Here is a 21,619-nt window from a genome sequence, read left to right on the forward strand (position 1 = left end):
CTACGACCGATCGGTTAACAGCCGATTGCTCTACCGACTGAGCTATCGAGGAATGTATGGAGCGGAAAACGAGATTCGAACTCGCGACCCCCGCCTTGGCAAGGCGGTGCTCTACCACTGAGCTATTTCCGCATATCACAACAGGAACAATTTTACACTTTCAACAAGTAGTTGTCAAGAACTTTTTTAACTACTTATTAGGTTTAAGTCAGTTCCCCTGACTGCTTTACTATAATATCAAATAGATGATTATCCTGTCAACACTTTTTTTACAAATATTTTACAGCATTATATATATCACCTTAACACAGAGTAGCTAAGCCTCCCCATTAGCTACTCTTGGGCATCAAATAAAGTAAGTACATTAGGAATCGGTAGATTCATAGAACCTAGACCCACGCCTTTTTGCTTAGCCGCTTGAGACTTGGTCAACATTTGTACAACTTCTTCCTGTATTTCCTTACTAGTAAGCGCACCATAAGCGGTCTTTTGCAAGGTTTTTACTAAAGCCGCCCCAGTAGGTGTTACCAATTCCCCCTTAACAGGCGTCACATAGGTAGGAAAGGAGCCTAATAATTCCGCTGTGGCTGGCGTTGGAATATCCATAAGACCATGATCGCATTTCACCTTCCCTTGACCAAGATGAAGAGGGGAAAATTGAATGGACTGAATTTGTAAATATTCTAAACAAATCATAGTCCCCACAATGTCAATAATACAGTCAATGGCTCCGACTTCGTGAAAATGAACAGACTCCAAGGTCGCCTCATGGACTTTTGCTTCAGCCTTACCTAAATGAGTAAAAGCTTCAATGGCTTTCTCTTTGACCCAATCAGATAGAGAACTCATTTCAATAATATGTTTTATATCACTGTAGCCACGATGCTCCCCATGATTATGAGTATGCCCTGTAATAGCATGCCACAATTTATGAATAGGCGAGTGCGAATGACTATGGCTATGATTGTTATTATGATGATTATGACTATGTGTATTATGTTCATGTCTGTGGTTGGCGTTATTATGACTGTCACCATGATTATGGCTATGACAGTGATCAGCCGAATGTGTGTGTGCCGCATCATCTAATACAACATCAAAATAAGTACCACCTACATTTAACTTCTCCTGAGCTTCACAAATAATCGTAAAGCCTCCTAGATTAAGTTTTTGCAATTCTTGTTCTAAATATGAAAATGGCACTCCATAGTCTAACAATGCGCCCACCATCATATTGCCGCTGATGCCAGACATACATAAACCATATATTGATTTCATTCCCTACTATCCTACCTTTCAATTCCTTCGATACTATTTTATACCTAAAAGTCTACATCATACGCGCCTAAGGCTTGGGCTTACGTCATAGGCTACTGAAGGCTACATCATGCATAGCAAAATATAGCCTCTAACTCATACCTTGCAGAAGATGGGCTCTAAGGCATACCATGCAGAAGATAGTCTCTATATCATACCTTACAAATATAGCCCTTGTATCATGCATCTTATCACAATCTACGCCAAGACCTATCGTCCATCTTGTAATATATTACCAGGCCCATCTTCAGCCACGGTTACTTCAGTTTCGCCAAAGGTTTTCATATCATTCAACATGTGCATAGACGCATTAATAACGGACAAACCTAAGCATGATCCAATCCCTTCATCTACAGCAAGATTATAATTTAAATACGTTTGTAGCCCTAAATATTTCATTTGGTTCTTATGAACCGGCTCATTATACGCCACAGATGGCAATACATAGTTCAAGGCTAATGGTGCCATCTTCACCGCTGCCAATACGGCAGCACCAGTAACAGCAGTGTCAAAGACAATAGCCATACGCGCCTTAGCAGCCCCTAAAATAAAGCCCACTAAGGCCACAATTTCAGGAGATCCTAAAGCTTGTAAAATCTCTTTTACAGACGCTGTTTCAATATGATAACGCTCCATAGTTTGTGTTAACCGTGCGGCCTTCTCCTTGATAGACAAGGTACATTCATTATCAGTCAACAAATCAGTCATATCATATGAGGTAAACGCTTTGGTAAGCGCTAAGGCGCTCAATAAATTACGTTCCCCTGCTGTCCCTATGGCGACCACTTCAATACCATCAGTAGCCATTTTTTGCGCCATGGCGAGACCTACATTGAGTAAATCATCTACTTCCTCAGTTGAAAAGGCTTTGTGCATGCCAAAGAAACGTCCCCCAGAAGTTACCTTCTGCTGTATAACCCCCTGTATGTCTGAAGTATCTTGCTCAAGGCCTACATCTACAACATACACAGGAGCTGCCAATGATTTGGCCAACGCACTCGTTGGACTTTGACCGACCCCTAACCGCGTTACTACGGCTTTTGACTCGAGCCCTTTTGTATGATTTTGAGGGCCATCCACTGCTGTATCACCAGCCATGATAAGGACGGCTTGTTTCAAATGATTCGGTTGAGCTTTTTCATATATGCCGGCTAGTTGTACAGCAATTTCTTCCAGTTTAGCTAAACTATATAAAGGCTTAGTCAAATTATCTACCCGCGTGCGACATGCTGCCATAGCCTCTGTGTTGAGAACTTTAATAGACGCCGCCACTTGTTCCACGTTTATAGCCTGACGCTCAACGTCTCTAAAGTCTCCAAGGCAAGCATCTGTATCGTTAGGGGACAACGCATTATAGTGCTCCGCCTCTACAGATGGGGTCGCCACGTCTTCACCAGCCCCCTCAGTAGTCTGCCGATTCCCTTTAGATTGACCTTTTTCAAGCCCTTCGGTTTCTGCTAAAATTTCCATCTGCTTATACAAGCGAATGGCTAAATCAAGCATGCCCATTTGCACTGCGCCACCGGATGCTTCACCAAGACAGAGACCCAACGTAACATATGCTTCTAACCCTAGTTGCTGCAAAGCACGGCGATGGCCTTTTTCTGCTGACAAATGGGACGCCATCACATACTCCATACTTGCTGGGGCTATAGCATGGGCAATCAAAGCACAAGCAGTAGTATTAAATCCATCAAGTATGACTAATCCTTTATACGCCGCTGCCCCTAGTATAATCCCTACAATGCAGGCAAATTCTAAACCTCCTACTGCTTGTAGAACGCCTAGACCATCGCTAGCTGGTATATGATGATATCGTTCTAATGCTTTTTGTACGACTTGCGTTTTTACTTTTAGTCTTTCGTCTGAAATATTCGTACCACGGCCAGTCGCTTCTTCCGCCGTGAGGCCCACATATTTAGCAGTAATAATAGCACTTGCAGTGGTATTCGCAATGCCCATTTCACCGACTAAAAATACATTATACCCAGCTTCTATTTTCTCCTTAACATAGGCAATGCCCACTTCAATAGCCGCTAGTGCTTCTTCCTTAGTCATGGCTGGTTCTTCAAGAAAATTTTTAGTCCCATAAGCTACCTTGCATTGTCGTAGGCCTGGAATATCCGTCACATCTGCTGCAATCCCCACATCGATGGCATCTAGCTGCGCATTACAATAACTCCCCAATGCATTAGCGCCAGCCCCTTTAGCAACTAAGTAGTTCTTCGTCATGCCTACCGTTACATCTTGTGGATACGCGCTAACCCCTACTTTGGCTATGCCGTGGTCTGCGGAGGAAATAACCATGGCTACTTTAGGCGCTTTTACAACCTTGTCATTTGTAGCCATAGCATACTGTTTAACCATATCTACTAATTTGCCATAACTCCCATACAGCGTTCCTTGATCCATAATAGTCTGAATTTTAGAACCAATTGTTTTGTCTGTTTCTTTTATATTTTGACAAGTTTGTTCAAATATACTCATCACTAGCTCCTTTATGACAAAATGTACGTTTTATTATAATTCAGCAAAATGATCCCGAATTGTTTTTGCTTCATCCAAATAGGCTTCTAACTCTACCTCATCAGGATTCTTAAGTATTTCTTTTAAGCGTTGAATTTCCTGTTCCAAATTTTCTAATGCCTTATACACTTCTACATGGTTGCCTCCGATAATCTCTCGCCACATAGAAGGCAAGCCCCCTGCTACACGTGTAACATCGCGAAAGCCTCCTGCTGCTAAGCGCAAACGAAGTTCTCCTTCTGCCCCACTGCCCGCCACCTTAGCTACCATGGCGGCTACTAAATGAGGCATATGACTTACCTTGGCCATAAAAGCATCATGTTCTTTCATAGAAATCAATTCCACATGAGATCCTAAATGAGCCCCCATATCGGCTAATTCAAGTGCCCCTTCAGAGCTCCAAGAGGATTGTCCTTCATCCGTCAACACAATCCACGTACAACCAGCAAATAAATGGCTATTCGCCATTTCATAACCGCCCTTTTCAGACCCTGCCATAGGGTGCACAGATACAAATTTTACATGGTCAGGTATATGTTCATATACAATAGCGGCAAAATTAGTTTTTGTACTGGACACATCAGTAACAAGAGCCCCTGATTTAAAGTGAGGGACGCAAGCCTTAAATACTTCACCATTTGTATTCGGCGGCAAAGCAAAGACTACAATATCAGAAGCGGCTACAATTTCAAATAAATTAGTACTCGCCTCATGAACGCCACCATCAGCTAGGGCTTGGTCACAAGTTTCTTGTCGTCTCGCATAGCCTACTACATGATAATTCGTGCTACTAGTTAATGCCTTTGCTAAAGAGCCGCCAATTAATCCAAGTCCAATAATTCCTACAGTTCTACTCATACAAATTCCTCCCGTGAGCCTCTAAGGCTCCCTACTATACTACATTACTACCTTGAGTAGATAATAATATTTATTATAACCCTAGCCTAACTATTATTTCTAGTGATTAATTGCCATAATCATGATAAAAGTGAGTAATAAAGCAATCATGATAAAAAAGTGTAATAACATATGCCTGACAAGCGAATGTAATAAACTGCCCATAACAGGAGAATATAATAAACTGCCTATGACAGGAGAATGCAATAAACCACTCTTGACAAGAGAATGTAAGAAATTGCCCATGACGAGAGAATATAAAAAACTGTAACTATGAAAGCACGTCTCTATCCTAGCACTTCACATAATTACAGTTTCTAATTTGAATGTATATTCTCTTTTACTAACTTTAAGGTATATTATCTTTTACCATCTTTTACTATCTTTTATTAATATTTATTAGCTTTTATTATCGCTGATTCTACGCTTCTATCAATCTTCGATTTTTCCATTTACCACTGTACCAACGCCATACAAAGATAATAGCGCGCACACCTTCATCGATGGCCATAGCAATCCAAATTCCCACTAGGCCCCAGCCAAGCCAGATACCCAAAATATAGGACAAATTAACGGCACAAAGCCACATGCCAAAGACCCCGACAATCATTGGAGTCCGAATATCGCCGGCAGCTTGCAAACATTGAACCATAATAATATTAACGGATCGACCAATTTCTAAGAATATTTCAATAAACAAAATAGTTTTCCCTAAGGAAATAATCTCTGGATCAGTGGTAAAGAATTGAAATATAAAGTCAGAAGCTAAATAGAAGGTCGATGACAAACCGACACTAATGGCCATGCCTAGCCACATAGTACGCCATACGCGGCGTGAAATTTCCTCTTCCCGCTTAGCCCCCACCAAGAAGCCTACAATAATCTGTGCTGCATTGGCTAGCGCAATGGTATACATGTAGCAAAACATGGAAATAATGTAAGCATATACTTTGGTATTAATAACTACAATACCAAAGATATTAACCATCTTCATAATGGTAGTCTGCGATAGTTGATACGACAAGGTCTCGCCACCGGAAGGAATGATGATATGCAATAAGCGTTTCAACATGTCTTTAGGGAATGGTCGCAAATAAGACCAAGAAATCGTAATCGGCAATTGTGTTTTAAATAAATAAAATACGAGTAGAAGGCCGACGCCCTTACTAATAAAGGTGGAGACAGATACACCAAATACCCCCATCGATGGAATAAAGCCCCAACCAAAAATAAGAATCCAGTTACTAATGATATGGAACACATTCATCACAAAGGCTACGCCCATGGTAATAACAGGCAAGGAATAGCCTCTAAACATGGCTACAAAGGCGGTATACACACCTGTAATAGGAATGCTAAATGCCACTATTGTCATGTACAAACTGGTTTCGTCCATAATTTCAGGGGGTACACCGAGCCATTCAAAAAGCCAGCGATGAGTAATAACAATAAACAAGGCCGCCGTGCTACTAAATACAAAGTTAAAGGCCACACTCACCGTCGACACTTCATTGATTTTCTCAGGATTTTTCGCCCCCAAGTATTGGGCGATTAATATCGTACTGGCCGTACTCATTACTATAATCAGCATGATAAAAATATTCATAATCTGATTCGCATTCGCCACAGCCGCTACGGCTTCCTGAGAGTAATGACTCATCATAAACTGGTCAATATTCCCGATGAGCATTTGTAGGAATATTTCTATGAAAATAGGCCAGCTTAAAGCAACTACTGATAAGCTTGCGCTTTTAGTAGGCGTTCTCATTCTGATACCTCATTAGATTCCAAGGATGCCACATTTGTTTCTGCAGAGACCTCATGTGTTTCTTCAATTTTTTCTAACGCTTCATTAGCAATTAAGGTTTGCCAATCAGCGACTAACTTATATTTAGCATTCACTTTAGCCATGTCCCAATTGTCCCCTTCAGGAAACCAATTACCAGGGGAACACGAACTTTTAGCAAAATTAATGCGATAACCTAATTTCTTTACTTCCTGAGAGGCCCACCAAGCACCGACTGCATCTCGCCCAACTAAATACAAGCGCTCCACATCAGTATGCTCTAACCAATAGTAAATAGATTCCCAATACTCTTTAGGAATGACACTCGCTTCTAAACATTCCTCTAGACTCTTGCGAGCTGCCGCTATTGTTTCTGGAGTTAATGCTACCATAGAACCTCCTTCAAATTAACTAATTTAAGATAAGGGCTTATTGTCCCTGCCCACAAGAACTTGCCTTTCCTATGCCATAAGGATTTTGCTTTTCCTTTGCCATAAGCATCTTACCCTTCATGTACTATAAAGTTCTTACTCTTCCTGTACTATAAAATTCTTACGTTTCCTGTACTATAAAGACCTTACTTATCCTTGGCCAATAAAGCAAAGGCCTCTTCTGCCACATCCAAAGTCTTTTCAATATCTTGTGGCACATGGGCAATAGATAAGAAGTTGCTTTCATATTGACTTGGTGCATAATAGATGCCATGACTTAAATTATGATGGAAGAATTTTTTAAATTGCTCCATATTGCATGCAGAGGCATCATCAAAATTCCGTACTGGTTTATCCGTAAAGAATAGAGTAAACATAGATCCTACATATTGCACCTGAACTGCTATATTATATTTCTTAGCGCGCTCTACTAACCCCTCGCAAAGTTTCATTGTAGCCGCTTCAACCCGTTTAAACACTGTTGGATCTTGTTGCAATAAAGTAAGCGTTGCCAGCCCTGCCGTCATGGCCACTGGATTACCACTTAAAGTGCCGGCCTGATAAATCGGCCCTTGTGGTGCCACCTGGGACATTAAATCACGACGGCCTCCAAATACAGCCATTGGTAAGCCACCACCTACAATTTTACCTAAACATGTTAAATCTGGTACAATGCCATATTTCTTCTGAGCTCCGCCAGCAGAGGCACGGAATCCACACATAACTTCATCAAAAATTAAGATGCTTTTATGTTCCGCCGTAACAGCACGCAAGGTCTCTAGGAACCCTTCTACCGGTGGCACACACCCCATATTTCCAGCCACTGGTTCTACAATCACACCAGCGATTTGGTCCCCTTCTTTAGCAAATAAGTCTCTTACCGCCTCAATATCATTGTATGGCAAGGTAATTGTATCAGCTGCCACTGATTTTGGTACGCCAGGGCTATCAGGCACACCAAATGTGGCAAGGCCTGAGCCAGCTTTTACTAATAAGCAATCACTATGGCCATGATAGCAGCCAATAAATTTTACAATTTTATCGCGCCCTGTTACACCACGAGCTACGCGAAGGGCACTCATAGTCGCTTCCGTACCAGAGTTCACCATACGCACCATTTCCATATGTGGCATGAAGGCTTGAATTTTTTTTGCCACTTCCGTTTCCAACAAAGTGGGAGCACCATAGCTAGTGCCACGAAGTACTGCTTCTTGCAATGCTGCTACCACTTCAGACTTAGCATGGCCTAAAATCATAGGTCCCCAGGATAATACATAATCTATGTATTCATTTCCATCAATATCATAAATTCTGTCCCCACTGGCAGAACTAATGAAAGGCGGTTCAGAACCTACACTACGATATGAGCGGACAGGGCTATTTACGCCACCAGGCATATATACCTTAGCTTCTTGAAAGGCCTGTTTTGATTTTTCCAATGTATACATAGTAGTCTCCTTTTTACACAGCAAGATTATTAATACTAAACTATTTTATAAAACACCTCATTGATGCATATTACACGTAGTATCCCTTATGAACGTAACCACCGTGCCACATCTAGCGCATGGTACGTAATAATCATCTTACAACCGGCTCGTTTCATAGACAACAAGGTTTCTAATACAATGCGTTTTTCATCAATCAAACCTTGTGCCGCCGCTGTTTTAATCATAGCATATTCACCACTTACATTGTATGCTGCTAGTGGCACATCAAAATTATCTCGAGCTTCTCGGATAATATCTAAATAGGAAAGAGCTGGCTTCATAATAATAATATCAGCTCCTTCACGAATATCGAGTTCAATTTCGCGAAGCGCTTCTAAGCGATTAGCTGGGTCCATTTGATAGCCCTTGCGATCACCAAATTCTGGTGCCGAATGTACAGCATCGCGGAATGGACCATAATAAGCACTAGCATATTTAGCGGAGTAACTCATAATGGCCACATTAGTAAAGCCTTCTTCATCAAGGGCCGTACGAATGACACTAACACGACCATCCATCATATCAGAAGGTGCTACCACTTGGGCACCAGCCTTAGCTTGACTAACCGCTACTTTTGCTAGTAATGGCAAGGTTTCGTCATTAAGTACTTCATGGTCTTCTACACAGCCGCAATGACCTGTGGACGTGTATTGGCATAAGCACACATCGCCAATAACTATGAGATTAGGCACTTCTTTACGAATCGCTGCAATAGCGCGCTGCACCGGTTGATCCATATCCCACGCAGAAGAGCCTTGTTCATCTTTATAAGTAGGAATACCAAAGATCTCCACCCCTAAAATGCCAAGTTCAGCGATTTCTTTAGCCAATTTTACAGCTTCATCAACAGATAAATGGTATTGACCGGGTAAGGACTCAATTGGTTCTCGCACCCCTTCACCAGGTACAACAAAAATAGGGTAAATTAAATCTTCTACATTAAGAGTCGTTTCTTGTACTAATGCTCTCATAGCGGCACTAGTACGCAAACGGCGTGGACGATATGTTAAATCCAACATAATAGTATCTCCTAACTTTTAATACATTATAAAACTTATTTTTTACAGCAGTTAAACTAGGCTTTGCCAATGTGATTGCAACAATAAAACTAAGCTACTGCCACTTCATTACAACCGTTAAATTAAGCTACTGCTACTTTATTGTTTCCCATTACTGAGTAATTCTTTCACACCTTCTACAAGTGCAGGAATAGTATGAACTTCACTAATATAAGCTAACTCAAGCCCTTGTTCTACACAAGTGGCCGCTGTAATAGGTCCTATACAAGCAATCTGGGTATGACCTAAAAGGGCTTTCCCCTCTGCGCCTAACAACTGTAAAGTATTAAGCACTGTAGACGAGCTAGTAAAGGTAATACAGTCTACAGCGTTGTCCTTTAAGGCTTGTTGCATTACTTCTGCTTGAGACTCATCTAATAAAGTCTCATAGAGCCGCACAATTTGAACATCTATCCCAGCCCCACGTAGCCCTTCCGGAATCACAGGACGTGCCTTTTTTGGTTGAATTAATAATACAGATTCTCCTGCCTTGACATAGGAAGTAACAGCCGTAACCACAGACTCCCCTTTATAATCAACAGGCACAATATCTGCTAAAATGCCTTTTTGCTCTAAGGCCTTTGCAGTACCTGTACCGATAGCGCAAATTTTAGCACTACCTAATAGGCGCGCATCTTTACCTAACTGGCGAAGGCTATCAAAATAATACCGCACCCCTTCAGCCGAAGTAAATACAACAGCTTTATAAGAACCACTTTGCAATAGTATATCCTCATCGGCTTGTGTCAATGCCAATGGTGCTGTTTTAATGGCCGCCGCCTCTACAACGCGAGCCCCTAAAGCTTCTAGCTGTTCAGTAAGAACACTGGCTTTAGCACGCGCACGGGTAACCATAATCGTTTTACCAAATAAAGGCTTATTATCGAACCAACGCAACGCATCGCGGTATGTAACAACTTCCCCCACTACAATCAAAGCGGGCGGCTTTAACTGTGCCTTAGCTACATCTTCAGCCACATTTTCTAGTGTGGAAACTACAGTTTCCTGTTCCGCCTTGGTCCCCCAACGAATCACCGCTACTGGTGTATCTTTAGATCGGCCATATTCAATAAGGCGCTTAGATATGAGCGGTAAATTGGACACGCCCATAACAAAGCTTATAGTATCTACAGATGTGGCCAACCCTTGCCAATGAATGCCCGACTCATTTTTCTTTGGATCTTCATGGCCCGTCACAATGGCAAAGGAGGTAGCTACTGCCCGCTGTGTAACAGGAATACCTGCATAAGCTGGCGCTGAAATCGCCGATGTAACACCGGGAACAAATTCAAAAGGTACACCGGCGTCTTTAAGGGCCAAGGCTTCTTCACCACCACGGCCAAACACCAAGGGGTCACCCCCTTTTAGTCGTGCCACCACCTTGCCCGCTTGGCCATAAGCAACGAGCATGGCATTGATTTCCTCTTGCTTGAACGTATGATTTTTACATTGTTTACCTGCGTAAATAATCTCAGCCGAAGGTTTCGCCCATTGCAATAGTTTTTCATCAGCTAAATAATCATATACAATGACATCTGCTTTTTCAATACATTCACGGCCTTTCACAGTGATGAGTTTATAATCGCCCGGCCCTGCGCCGACTAAGTATACAATGCCTGCCATTATAAAATCCCCCTCTGAACTAAGTCTGCCATAATATGCTTGCCACCTTCTTCATAGAGAGCTTTTGCTAAATTCTTACCGATGATCTCAGCGGTCTGACAAGGCCCCGTCATCTCACCTTCGTAACAATTTTTGCCATCTAAGGAAGCAATGAGAGCTTTAATAGTTAATTGCCCTTTGTGAATAGTTCCATGCACCCCCATAGGCACTTGGCAGCCCCCTTCCAGCTGACGAAGAAAGCTTCGCTCCCCCTTGGTACACCAGCTAGTGGCCTCATCATTAAGAGGTGCTAACATAGCGAGCATGTCTTCATCATCACTGCGGCATTCAATAGCTAGTGCGCCCTGTCCTACAGCGGGAATCATTTCATCTACTGTAAATACTTGCGTAATATATTCTTCTAGACCTAAGCGAGTCAGTCCAGCTTCAGCCAAGACAATGGCATCAAAATTCTCATCACTTAATTTGCGTAAACGGGTCTGTACATTACCACGGAGCATTTCAATCTTTAAATCAGGACGAAGATGTAAGAGCTGCGCCTGACGACGCAAGCTACTGGTGCCTACCTTGGCGCCTTGCGGCAAATTATCTAAGGTTTTATACTTTGGCGATACTAATACATCACAAGCGGTAGCACGTTTAGTAATGGCCCCCAAAGTCAATCCATCTGGCAAGTCTGTAGGCATATCCTTCAAACTATGTACGGCTAAATCAATCGTGCCGGCATGCATAGCTTGTTCTAATTCTTCTGTAAAAAGACCTTTTCCCCCAATAGCCGCCAAAGGCTTTTCCAAAATACGGTCCCCTTTTGTACTATGATGCACCAATTCTACGGAGCAATCTGGATATAATTTTTTTAATTCAGCCGCTACAAACTCAGCCTGCCATAAAGCAAGAGCACTGCTGCGCGTGCCAATTCGAATATGCTGTCTCATACAGATTACTTCTCCTTCTCCAAGTCAAACATGTCATGGAATAATTTCCAATAGTCTTGCTCTTCTTCTTTACCGGCAATTTCACCAAAGCGAATCATCGGCTCTCTCAATAATTTACGGATAATCATGCGCGACATATTATCCATGATCTTTCTTGTTTTTTCATCCGCTTCAGGCAGCTTAGCCATAGCCCGATGTAGTTCGCGTTTGCGCGTGCGCTCTGCCTTATCGCGCAACAATACCATCATAGGTCGAACAGATAAATATTGAAGCTTCTGTTCTATTTCTTCTACCGCTTGCTCAATAATGGGCTTAGCCTTTTCCGCTTCTTTAGCGCGCTGTGCCTTATTGGCCTCTACTACACTCTCCAAGGCATCTATATTAAATAAATATACGCCTTCCACTTGTGCCACTTCTGGGTCAATATCTCGTGGCACCGCAATATCAATCATAACTATGGGATTATGTTTTCGACCTTCTGCAATTTTTTCAGCCGATTCTGTATCTATAATGTAATGAGGTGCCCCCGTAGATGTGATTAATATATCAGCCTCTTTGGCCTGTTCAATATATTCATTAAAATTAACCGCCTCACCACCAAAGCGTTTTGCTAAGGCTTGTGCCTTATGGTAAGTACGATTGGACACGAAAATACTTTTTACACCCTTAGCTTGCAAGTGAGTAGCAGTTAATTCGCTCATTTCACCGGCCCCTAAAATCAAGACTTTTGCCTCTGATAGGGGTTTTTCCAAACAGTCTTCCGCTAAGTTAACTGCAGCATAACTAACCGATACGGGCGTATTGGCAATGCCTGTAACAGTGCGAACTTTTTTACCCACACTAATGGCACGCTGAAAAATAATATTAAATACAGGCCCCGTTAAGCCCCGGCTATACGCTGTTATATAAGCCATTTTTAATTGACTTAGGATTTGTCCTTCGCCCAAGACTAAGGAGTCAAGGCTGGCTGCCACATTGAATACATGGCGCATTAATTCAGTCCCTTCATAGAGGAAGAACCAATTACCATCTACCTCCCACTGTTCAGCTCCTTTTAAATGTTTTAAAAGATCTAACATAAATTGCTTAGGCTCAGCTACATCTTCTAGCACCGCATATAATTCTGTGCGATTGCAGGTAGACAATAATACGCATTCTGCTACATTTTCATGCTCATATACATGATTAAGCGCCTCTACCATCTCTGTTTTATCAAAGGAGAAAAGTTCGCGCACATTAACAGGTGCGCTTCGATGATTTAAGCCTAATACTACTAATTGCATCTCCTATTTGTTCCTCCACTCTTTTCCACTCGCCGCGAAGAATTAAATCCAATTCTTCTGCTCTTAACTGACGTGACCAAAATTCATCTCGTTCTTTGGCCGTTGTAAGTAATTTCTTTACTTCCTTACGATATTTTCGAATTTTGGGAAGTACTAAGGCCACCTGTTCATACCTTTGTGCCATATCTTCTTTTAATAATCGATTCATCCGTGGACTCACCCGTCCCGTCATAATGGTAATGATTAATTCGCCCATAACCAAGGTTGCAGGAAAGGTAAAATCACAATCATCATGTGCATCCGCACGATTCACAAAGGCCCCTAATTTTCGCCCTAATGTGGCACCTAGTTGATTAATGTTCCCATCATCTGTAGCCAGCACTACAAAGCGAGCCCCTTCTAAAAGTGACGCGCTTGTGCCTTCACCAGTAAAATGAATTTCATATAATAACAATCGACCCTCCACAGCCCATGATCTTATTCTGTCCGTTACCTTAGGACTAATAACAGTAACTCGTGCCTGGTCAGCTAATAAAAGTCCGATACGTCGCTCGGCCACTTTACCACCACCAATAACAACACAAGCCTGGTTGGCTAGTCGAAATCCCATTGTTACCATAGAAGCCTCCACCTACACTATTTATTGTACTAAAAACACCAGTTTCATTCCGTTGTTAAAGCTACATTTCAGGAAGTAATTTCATTAAACACTTAAATATATGGCAAAAATATCAAAAACGGCTTGAAGTACTCAAGCCGATTGATCATACTATGTGTTATTATTTTGTTTCTGCCGTATCGGCGTCTGTTGAAGAATTTAAGTCCTCTTCAATGATGTCCTCAGTACCTTCGGAAGCGGCTTGAGTTGCTTCGCTTGCCTCTGCTTGAGGCAAATCAATTTGTGCTGTTTCTACAGGCACTTTGCTATCACCTAATACACAGCCATCAAGCATTTGTAACTGAGATGTTAAAATGGATTCCATTTTAGCTCTAAATACGGCAATCTCATTGCGGATTACAGTATATTTTTCTTGGCCTTCGCGCAAGGAACGCTCAGCATCTTCAAGAATTTGTTTGCGTTGTTGTTCCGCTTCTTGAATAATAAGATCAGCTTCTTTGCGAGCTGCTGTCTTAACACTTTCGCCCGTTTCTTGAGCCAATACCAATGTGTTATTCATGGTTTCTTCCATTTGTTCATATTGAGCTAGTCGTTTTTCTAATTGCTCAATTTTATCTGTCATTTCACGATTATCGCGATATAAGGTTTCATAATCGCGTACAATCTCTGCCATAAAAGCATTTACAGACTCAGTATCATAACCACGGAAGCCTTTTTCAAACTCCTTATTATGAATATCCATTGGTGTAATCATACGTATCCCTCCTAATTACATGAATCGCTTAAGGTAAACGCCAATACGTCCTTTACGAGATGTTCCTGTAATGGCCTCAATTTTCATTCGCCCACGACCTCGCAGGGAAATAATATCGCCCTCTTTAACTTCTTGAGCTGGCCCTTTAGCATCCTGCCAATTCACTTGAACTAAGCCCGCATTAATGGAGCTTACGAGTTTAGTCCGTGACAAGCTAAAGCCTGAAGATGCTACTGCATCTAGACGCAATGAAGCTACAGTGGTTCTAATTTCTTTAATTTTCTCTTCCTTAGGAAGAATCTCACTTAATGGTAAATCCTCAACGGACACAGATACCATGGCAATCTTTGTAAAGTTTTGCTTCACATAATCCGCCATTGTAGCATCTACTATAAGCTGAGCCCCACCATTTTGCATGATAATATCACCAAAATGTTCACGTTCAATCCCCAGTCCCATCAAAGAACCGAGTACATCGCGATGCGTTAATAAGCGAAATCGAGGATCCCAAGATATTTTTAAGGCTTGTACACCAAAGTCTACAGTCCCTTGAAAATCGCGCTCAATAAAAGCGACCCGTAATCGTTCCGCCCCTTCATAGCCACCTTCAGAAGCTACGCGAAGCTGCGGTAAATTAGCTTTTATGGCATCTGCAATGACTAAACCTGCAGGAGACATAAATTCGGTCACTCGATAAGGCTTTCCGGCCACAACTTGCTCAGCTAAGTCAAGCATACGTCGAGCCTGATCGCCATTACCAGACGCTTCAAAATATCGAATTAATTTATCTCTATCCTTCACTCTATCGTTCCTAACATATAAAAACTATTTTTTACCAAGTTCCAAGGAGCGTTCATAACAAGCAACTACGCCGTCTTGTATGGCGGAACGAAGTCCCCCTTTTTCCATCGCCGCAATGCCTGCTATAGTAGTTCCCCCCGGAGATGTTACTTGATCGCGCAACACCGCTGGATGAGCACTTGTTTGTAGTGCCATAAGCCCTGCCCCATATAAAGTCTGGGCCGCCGCTTTAATGGCTACTTTTCTAGGTAAACCAATGCGAACACCAGCATCAGCCAAGGCATCCATAATGACAAATGCATAACCTGGACCAGCACCAGAAATAGCACTTAAACGGTCTAAATCAGCCTCTGTTACCACCACAGTTTCACCAATAGGAGCAAATAATTCCACTACTTGTTCTGTAGTATTTACGGTTGCCTTCGAGCCCCCCGCAATGGCTGTTAAACCAGCCCCCACGGCCACGGGTGTATTAGGCATAGTGCGATACCAAATAGCTTGAGGCACTAAAGTCTCTAAGGACTCTAAGGTAATCCCGGCGGCTACAGAAATACACACTGTCTCAGGAGTTATCCCCTGTGCCTGCTGTAATATAGTAGGCAATACTTGTGGCTTTAACGCCCAAATAATCGTATCTACTGTACTGAGCTCAGGAATAGACGTACTCACGGTAACGCCTAATTCTTCCGTAAGTTCCGTAGCATGAATATCTGATTTTACCACTACATAGGTTGTTTCTTTCGTCAACAAGCCTGATTGTATGGCGCCGCGCAAAATAGCGCCACCCATAGCTCCCGCTCCGACGAATAAGGTTTTACCTAGCATATGGACCTCCTATTATAATTGAGGTTCCTTCCAAGCTAATGTTTCAGTTAAATCGCTGTAGCTTTGATCAGTACTATCTACAGTCACATTGGAAGGGACACAAAGATAGATTTTTTCACCCACACGTTTAATAGTGCCATCTAATGCATAAGTAGCACCGCTCATGAAATCAATGATACGTTTTCTATGACTTTCTTCAGTGCTTTCAAAATTAAGTACTACGGGACGCATATCGCGTAATTGATTCGCAATATTTTGGGAATCTTTTTCATAATCTACTGGTTCAATGATAACTAATCGCATTGCTGCTGAACGCTGTGCCACGCTATTATATCCTCCTGCTGGTTTTGCCGCACGAAATGCGGAATTTGTAGTAGTAGTCTGGGTTACATGTTCTGGTTCGTCTTCGTATACAACGTCCTCACCATCTTCATATACATCATCATACTGGTCATTTGTATTATTTTTGAACATGTCTGTAAAGTTTTTTATAAAACTCATCTGTGTATCCTCCTAGACCGCCGTTAAAAATATACGCGGTTTCCAAAAATAGCTGTACCAACGCGAATTATATTTGCTCCTTCCTCCAGAGCGACTTCAAAGTCATGAGTCATCCCCATGGAGAGATACTCAATTTGCCCTGTTGGAAATTGTGATTTCATAGCTTCAAATAAAGTATGTGCCTCTCTAAAAACAGGTCGTGCCTCTTCTGGATTATCAAAGAAAGGAGCCATACACATGAGTCCTTTCACGCACACATGTTCTAATGTTTTAGCATGTGTCATAACCGCTGGTAAGTCATCCACTGTTAGACCCGACTTACTCGCCTCTTCAGCTACATTTACTTGAAGTAAAATGTCTTGCACTTTGTCATTTTTAGCTGCCACTTTATCAATCTCATTCAATAACTTAATGCTATCAACAGAATGGATCAGTGAAAAAAGCGGAACTGCTTGGCGGACTTTATTCATTTGCAAATGACCAATCAAATGCCAATTAATGTCTGGGCCATTGTAGGTCAATATCTTTTCCTTTGCTTCCTGCACTCGGTTTTCTCCGACTGTAGTAATCCCCAAACGAGCAACCTCTTCAACTGCTGATACAGGATGATTTTTTGTAACTGCGACTAATTGAACTTCATCAGTTCTACCAGCCTTTGCCATAGCCACCTTAATGCGCTCTTGCACAGCAGCTAATGCCTGTTCAATCATTCTTTACCTCCCATATACGTCCAACTCTGATTTTGCATTTCTAAAAATTACTTTCATGCGTTCTTATTATATAATATATAAATTGTGATGTATAGCATTTATCTTCATTTCTCTGCATTTTACCGCCCATTTAATAAAATTTCAATGAATTTAATCTGCTGCACATTTTAAACCGTCTTGTTTTAAGTTTATATATTTTCAACAACACACGATCTTAACGCCTTTAACAAGGTGCTTAACAATCAAACTTATTTCTTGGCTCTCAACATAGCGAATAAAGCCATGCGCCCTGTTTTACCATGCTCTCTTCGATAGGAATAGCAGCTTGGCGAGGTCAATGTGTCCGTTCCGCTCACCGTAATTTGCCGCAATGGAACGCCCTTTCGTAATAAATCATGAACGATGAATTGTTGCAAATCTACTCGTGGCGTTTCTATTTGTTTATCGCTCCGATACCGATAATATACAATGTCATTTGCATAGGCCGACTCTTTTCGGAACTGGTCGGCCAAAGTTTCACTCACTTCAAAAGAATCGCTTTGAATAGATGGTCCTAAATAGGCATAACAATCCGCAGGATTAGTGCCATAGGCTTCGGCCATGGCCTCAAGGGTAATGGTTGGTAAATGACCAATCGCCCCTCGCCACCCCGCATGAACTACTGCTATGGCGTGATGCTTCGCATCATAAATCAAAACCGGCACACAGTCAGCAACTAAAAGGAGCAAGGGCGTTTGAGGTAAATCTGTCATCATCGCATCACTATCTGGTATGGCCTGGCTTAAACTAGTGGCTCCATGGCCGCGATTAAACTGTGTCACTTGTGCCACGCCCACACCATGCACTTGTTTAGCACAGGTTAAATCCTCTAATCTCACACGCAAGTGCTTAGCTAAACGACGCCTATTTTCCACTACATCTTGAACCTGGTCCTCTACGTGAAGACCTAAATTAAACGAATCAAAGGGCTTCTTTGACACACCGCCAAAACGTCTAGTCACTCCATGCATTAACGGAAAGCCAGTGAGATTCGCAGCCGATTCAAATTCAAAGGGCTGACCTGGAAAGCCGCCACCTTCGCGAATTATCGTTCTATTCAGTGGGTCCATACACTTCACCTCCTGTACAAACAGGTTATACCACTATAAACAGCGCTTTCATCTATTATAAAGATAGTATTCTCATCAATTATAAATACAGTGTTCTCATCTATTATAAATATGGTGTTCTCATCTATTATTTTAAATGCCCCTTACTTACATACACCGCAGCGCTTACAATTAGGCACGCAAGGCGCTGTATACGCTTCATCAAGGCTTCGCTGCCATTCTTGAGCCAAATACTGGGGATGTAAATTCATATCTAGCATAGACCAAGGCAACACATCCTGAAGGCCTCTTTGCCTATATAATTCCTCTTCAAAAGGATATGCAAAGGCGTCACAAGATGTTTTAAACTGCTTTGCCGCTCCCTGTATGCCCCCTTGCTCTACAGCATCCACAATAATAGCCCCTAATCGCCTGTCACCGCGTGCTAGTACACCCTGCACATAGGCTTCCTTAGGCGATTCAACGAGCACCTCTATGCGTCGATTCTTCTGCAATGATTTTTTAATATACGTCAAGGTCTTGCTTATGTCTTTTTGATTCGCCATAGGCATCCACTGAAATGGCGTAAATGGCTTAGGTATAAATGGATTAATACTTAAAGTCAATCGGCCTTTACATCCCACAAACTCCATATGTTCGTACAAGTCCTTCGCCATGTTAATAATAGCGTCTATATCCTCGTTTGTTTCAGTTGGCAACCCTACCATAATATAAAGTCGAATATGTGGCACTCCCGCCTTGGCTGCCATAGTAACGGCATTTTTAAGGTCTTCATCAGAAATGCCCTTATTGATAACACGCCGCAATCGCTCACTCCCCGCCTCTGGCGCTATAGTAATAGTTTGCTGCCCACTAGCGGCCAAACCATCTACTACCTCCTGAGTCAAAGAGTCGGCCCGTAAAGATGCGCAGGAATAGCGAAGCCCTTTAGAGCGAATATATTTTACTAATTCATCAATTTGAGGATAATCTGAAATAGCCGCCCCCATAAGGCCTACTTTTTTCCCCAACTCAGCGGCTCGATCAACGCCTGCTTTTAGTAATTCAAGAGGACGCACTCGTGGTGTGCGATAACAATACCCAGCCATACAAAACCTGCAATGACGGCCACAACCACGCGCTACTTCTACAATATACATAGAACCAAACTCAGTGAAGTCAGTGGCCACAACAGTTTCGCCTAAGCGGCTTAATTCCTGCCAATGACGTTTTACCGGCTTCACCGCTAATTGATTTTGGCCGGCTTTATTTACATAGCCTTTAAAACGCCCCTCTTCATCGTAAATAGGTTCATAAAAACTAGGTACGTATACACCATCTAATTCATACAAAGCCGCTAATATTTCAAGGCGCGAGGCCCCTTGATTACGTCCCTCTTCAATGACTTGAAGAATTTGACTTATCAAGCCTTCCCCTTCACCAATGATAAAGGCATCAAAAAAGTCCGATACAGGCTCTGGATTAAATGTAGCACAGGGTCCTCCGGCGATAACAAAGGGATCTTTTTCAATGCGATGTTCTCGAAGCACGGGAATACGTCCCAATTTTAACAAAGTAGGAATATTAAAATAATCCATTTCAAAAGTTATATCCACGCCTACCACATGACACTCATTAAGTGGCCTTGTAGTTTCCACACTCATGAGTGGCAACCTAAACTTATCATAAAATTTTAAGTCTTTAGGATTTGGCAAAAAGTACCGCTCACCTACACTCGTAGGCCTTTCATTAATTTCCTCATACATAATTTGCATGCCTAAATTACTCATGCCCACAAAATATGTATTCGGATATACTAAGCCTACTTTATATGGTTTATGGGGATTGAAAACAACTCGATTATGCTCTTTAGCCCGTAAGTCTTCCAGGGCACTTATGATATCATTTCTATTCACAACCGACCTCCTTACGAATACCAAAAACAATTATCTTTAATTACTAATTATAACATGAAATGACCATAACACGAAAAATCAGCGACCAAAAACAAAAAACTGCTATGAAAATTCATAGCAGTTTTTTGCATTCTATTTATCAAGGATATTCTATTATTCAGCTAATAATTTTTCAATTTCAGCTTTCATTTCTACTGGCTCTACATTGGATTCGAAACGAGCCACGACTTCACCTTTACGGTTGATCAAGAATTTTGTGAAATTCCATTTAATGGAATCATCGCCGAGGAATTGAGGGTATTCATCTTTTAAGAAGTCCATAGATTCTACATTATTACCATGGAAACCTTTGAAGCCTTGTTCCTTAGTTAAATATTGGAACAATGGAATAGCACCACCATCGCGTACTTCAGTTTTACCCATAACTGGGAATGTTACGCCATAGTTAAGTTTGCAGAAATGTTGGATTTCATTGTTATCGCCAGGTTCTTGTTCTTCAAATTGATTGGAAGGTACTGCAATAACAGTGAAGCCTTTGTCTTTATATTCTTTATATAGAGCTTCTAGCCCTTCATATTGATGTGTAAAACCACATTTACTAGCTGTGTTAGCAATAACTAGCACTTGTCCTTCATAATCTTTTAAGGACACATCTTTGCCAGCTTTATCTTTTACACTATATTCATATATGCTCATAATAGCCTCCTAAAATAATAAAAATACGCCCATTCATGACAGTTCATGAACATGGTGATTCTTAAGACTTACATATTTATTATAAACGATAGGTCGAAAAAAATCAATTTGATTGTTGCCAATTAAATTTTATGGCAAAATAAATATTTTTCAGCAGAACATCTCTAAAGTAGGCCAATGAAATAAAAATAAATATAAATTTATATATACTTATTTTTTACACAAAAAAGGCTAGTTTTACGAATAAAACTAGCCCTCATATGTGAAGAATAATTATTTAATTGATTTGTAAATCACAAATTGCAATTAATTAAGCTTCGATAGCTGTAACAACACCAGCACCTACTGTGTGGCCACCTTCGC

19 protein-coding genes and 1 tRNA gene are annotated in these 21,619 nt (G+C 41.6%); all 20 read right to left on the bottom strand.

The annotated features are described in order from the left end of the window. Positions 1 to 57: 57 nt before the first annotated feature. The 20 genes from Q0376_RS04565 to Q0376_RS04660 all read right to left on the bottom strand — a co-directional run bounded on the left by Q0376_RS04565 (position 58) and on the right by Q0376_RS04660 (position 21,256). Positions 58 to 132, bottom strand: a tRNA-Gly gene (locus Q0376_RS04565). 201 nt (positions 133 to 333) lie between these two features. After that, entirely contained in the window at positions 334 to 1,278 is a 945-nt protein-coding gene (locus Q0376_RS04570; RefSeq protein ID WP_298704617.1) for a LarC family nickel insertion protein, read from the bottom strand. Positions 1,279 to 1,527: 249 nt separating this feature from the next. Further along, complete coding sequence (gene cobT / locus Q0376_RS04575) at positions 1,528 to 3,804, bottom strand: nicotinate-nucleotide--dimethylbenzimidazole phosphoribosyltransferase (protein WP_298704620.1); 2,277 nt, start codon at positions 3,802 to 3,804, stop codon at positions 1,528 to 1,530. 33 nt (positions 3,805 to 3,837) lie between these two features. After that, entirely contained in the window at positions 3,838 to 4,701 is an 864-nt protein-coding gene (locus Q0376_RS04580; RefSeq protein ID WP_298704625.1) for a prephenate dehydrogenase/arogenate dehydrogenase family protein, read from the bottom strand. Positions 4,702 to 5,161: 460 nt separating this feature from the next. After that, the gene (locus Q0376_RS04585; protein ID WP_298704629.1) at positions 5,162 to 6,508 is read right to left on the bottom strand and encodes an MATE family efflux transporter; all 1,347 of its coding nucleotides are present in this window, start codon (positions 6,506 to 6,508) and stop codon (positions 5,162 to 5,164) included. Continuing rightward, complete coding sequence (locus tag Q0376_RS04590) at positions 6,505 to 6,918, bottom strand: hypothetical protein (RefSeq protein ID WP_298704632.1); 414 nt, start codon at positions 6,916 to 6,918, stop codon at positions 6,505 to 6,507. Before Q0376_RS04590 ends, Q0376_RS04585 begins: the two co-directional genes overlap by 4 nt. A gap of 185 nt (positions 6,919 to 7,103) precedes the next feature. After that, positions 7,104 to 8,405 (bottom strand): glutamate-1-semialdehyde 2,1-aminomutase, encoded by a 1,302-nt coding sequence (hemL, locus tag Q0376_RS04595; RefSeq protein WP_298704635.1) that lies wholly within the window; start codon positions 8,403 to 8,405, stop codon positions 7,104 to 7,106. 86 nt (positions 8,406 to 8,491) lie between these two features. Beyond that, entirely contained in the window at positions 8,492 to 9,466 is a 975-nt protein-coding gene (gene hemB, locus Q0376_RS04600; RefSeq protein ID WP_298704638.1) for a porphobilinogen synthase, read from the bottom strand. A 138-nt stretch (positions 9,467 to 9,604) separates the two neighbouring features. Continuing rightward, on the bottom strand, positions 9,605 to 11,128 hold the full coding sequence (gene cobA, locus Q0376_RS04605) for a uroporphyrinogen-III C-methyltransferase (protein WP_298704641.1): 1,524 nt from the start codon (positions 11,126 to 11,128) through the stop codon (positions 9,605 to 9,607). After that, complete coding sequence (gene hemC / locus Q0376_RS04610; protein ID WP_298704644.1) at positions 11,128 to 12,063, bottom strand: hydroxymethylbilane synthase; 936 nt, start codon at positions 12,061 to 12,063, stop codon at positions 11,128 to 11,130. Before hemC ends, cobA begins: the two co-directional genes overlap by 1 nt. 5 nt (positions 12,064 to 12,068) lie before the next feature. After that, on the bottom strand, positions 12,069 to 13,346 hold the full coding sequence (gene hemA / locus Q0376_RS04615; protein WP_298704647.1) for a glutamyl-tRNA reductase: 1,278 nt from the start codon (positions 13,344 to 13,346) through the stop codon (positions 12,069 to 12,071). Beyond that, on the bottom strand, positions 13,300 to 13,965 hold the full coding sequence (locus tag Q0376_RS04620) for a bifunctional precorrin-2 dehydrogenase/sirohydrochlorin ferrochelatase (protein ID WP_298704650.1): 666 nt from the start codon (positions 13,963 to 13,965) through the stop codon (positions 13,300 to 13,302). The genes hemA and Q0376_RS04620 overlap by 47 nt, the downstream gene beginning before the upstream one ends. Positions 13,966 to 14,125: 160 nt before the next feature. Continuing rightward, positions 14,126 to 14,719 carry a DivIVA domain-containing protein gene (locus Q0376_RS04625; RefSeq protein ID WP_298704655.1) on the bottom strand — a complete coding sequence of 198 codons (594 nt, stop codon included), beginning with the start codon at positions 14,717 to 14,719 and terminating at the stop codon, positions 14,126 to 14,128. Between the two features lie 15 nt (positions 14,720 to 14,734). Beyond that, on the bottom strand, positions 14,735 to 15,520 hold the full coding sequence (locus Q0376_RS04630) for an RNA-binding protein (RefSeq protein ID WP_298704658.1): 786 nt from the start codon (positions 15,518 to 15,520) through the stop codon (positions 14,735 to 14,737). A gap of 24 nt (positions 15,521 to 15,544) precedes the next feature. Continuing rightward, on the bottom strand, positions 15,545 to 16,345 hold the full coding sequence (proC, locus tag Q0376_RS04635) for a pyrroline-5-carboxylate reductase (protein WP_298704662.1): 801 nt from the start codon (positions 16,343 to 16,345) through the stop codon (positions 15,545 to 15,547). Positions 16,346 to 16,357: 12 nt separating this feature from the next. Continuing rightward, positions 16,358 to 16,846: a cell division protein SepF gene (sepF, locus tag Q0376_RS04640; RefSeq protein WP_298704665.1), complete on the bottom strand. Its 489-nt coding sequence runs from the start codon at positions 16,844 to 16,846 to the stop codon at positions 16,358 to 16,360. Positions 16,847 to 16,869: 23 nt separating this feature from the next. Next, positions 16,870 to 17,556 (bottom strand): YggS family pyridoxal phosphate-dependent enzyme, encoded by a 687-nt coding sequence (locus Q0376_RS04645; RefSeq protein ID WP_298704668.1) that lies wholly within the window; start codon positions 17,554 to 17,556, stop codon positions 16,870 to 16,872. 248 nt (positions 17,557 to 17,804) lie between these two features. Further along, on the bottom strand, positions 17,805 to 18,665 hold the full coding sequence (gene pgeF / locus Q0376_RS04650; protein WP_298704671.1) for a peptidoglycan editing factor PgeF: 861 nt from the start codon (positions 18,663 to 18,665) through the stop codon (positions 17,805 to 17,807). Between the two features lie 143 nt (positions 18,666 to 18,808). Next, positions 18,809 to 20,560 (bottom strand): radical SAM protein, encoded by a 1,752-nt coding sequence (locus tag Q0376_RS04655; protein ID WP_298704674.1) that lies wholly within the window; start codon positions 20,558 to 20,560, stop codon positions 18,809 to 18,811. Positions 20,561 to 20,713: 153 nt separating this feature from the next. Further along, the gene (locus tag Q0376_RS04660) at positions 20,714 to 21,256 is read right to left on the bottom strand and encodes a glutathione peroxidase (protein ID WP_298704677.1); all 543 of its coding nucleotides are present in this window, start codon (positions 21,254 to 21,256) and stop codon (positions 20,714 to 20,716) included. Positions 21,257 to 21,619: the final 363 nt, after the last annotated feature.

Source organism: uncultured Veillonella sp., from assembly GCF_937981445.1.
Lineage (GTDB): Bacteria > Bacillota > Negativicutes > Veillonellales > Veillonellaceae > Veillonella_A.